Origin of the sequence: Enterococcus sp. C46, assembly GCF_040887565.1 — a bacterium.
GTDB classification, from domain to species: domain Bacteria; phylum Bacillota; class Bacilli; order Lactobacillales; family Enterococcaceae; genus Enterococcus_B; species Enterococcus_B lactis.
The window spans coordinates 1-1,486 of the sequence record NZ_JBFOGA010000028.1; the positions used below are offsets into that span (position 1 = coordinate 1).

The window sequence follows — 1,486 nt, forward strand, 5'->3', positions numbered from 1 at the left end:
AAGATTGTTCGAACTTTTTATGAGAGTTTGATCCTGGCTCAGGACGAACGCTGGCGGCGTGCCTAATACATGCAAGTCGTACGCTTCTTTTTCCACCGGAGCTTGCTCCACCGGAAAAAGAAGAGTGGCGAACGGGTGAGTAACACGTGGGTAACCTGCCCATCAGAAGGGGATAACACTTGGAAACAGGTGCTAATACCGTATAACAATCGAAACCGCATGGTTTTGATTTGAAAGGCGCTTTCGGGTGTCGCTGATGGATGGACCCGCGGTGCATTAGCTAGTTGGTGAGGTAACGGCTCACCAAGGCCACGATGCATAGCCGACCTGAGAGGGTGATCGGCCACATTGGGACTGAGACACGGCCCAAACTCCTACGGGAGGCAGCAGTAGGGAATCTTCGGCAATGGACGAAAGTCTGACCGAGCAACGCCGCGTGAGTGAAGAAGGTTTTCGGATCGTAAAACTCTGTTGTTAGAGAAGAACAAGGATGAGAGTAACTGTTCATCCCTTGACGGTATCTAACCAGAAAGCCACGGCTAACTACGTGCCAGCAGCCGCGGTAATACGTAGGTGGCAAGCGTTGTCCGGATTTATTGGGCGTAAAGCGAGCGCAGGCGGTTTCTTAAGTCTGATGTGAAAGCCCCCGGCTCAACCGGGGAGGGTCATTGGAAACTGGGAGACTTGAGTGCAGAAGAGGAGAGTGGAATTCCATGTGTAGCGGTGAAATGCGTAGATATATGGAGGAACACCAGTGGCGAAGGCGGCTCTCTGGTCTGTAACTGACGCTGAGGCTCGAAAGCGTGGGGAGCAAACAGGATTAGATACCCTGGTAGTCCACGCCGTAAACGATGAGTGCTAAGTGTTGGAGGGTTTCCGCCCTTCAGTGCTGCAGCTAACGCATTAAGCACTCCGCCTGGGGAGTACGACCGCAAGGTTGAAACTCAAAGGAATTGACGGGGGCCCGCACAAGCGGTGGAGCATGTGGTTTAATTCGAAGCAACGCGAAGAACCTTACCAGGTCTTGACATCCTTTGACCACTCTAGAGATAGAGCTTCCCCTTCGGGGGCAAAGTGACAGGTGGTGCATGGTTGTCGTCAGCTCGTGTCGTGAGATGTTGGGTTAAGTCCCGCAACGAGCGCAACCCTTATTGTTAGTTGCCATCATTCAGTTGGGCACTCTAGCAAGACTGCCGGTGACAAACCGGAGGAAGGTGGGGATGACGTCAAATCATCATGCCCCTTATGACCTGGGCTACACACGTGCTACAATGGGAAGTACAACGAGTTGCGAAGTCGCGAGGCTAAGCTAATCTCTTAAAGCTTCTCTCAGTTCGGATTGCAGGCTGCAACTCGCCTGCATGAAGCCGGAATCGCTAGTAATCGCGGATCAGCACGCCGCGGTGAATACGTTCCCGGGCCTTGTACACACCGCCCGTCACACCACGAGAGTTTGTAACACCCGAAGTCGGTGAGGTAACCTTTT

General features: G+C 53.0%; 1 rRNA gene. It reads left to right on the forward strand.

Annotation, left to right across the window (positions count from 1 at the left end):
• Positions 1-15 precede the first annotated feature (15 nt).
• Positions 16-1,486 (forward strand): 16S ribosomal RNA (locus AB3I27_RS13895); the annotation flags it as partial.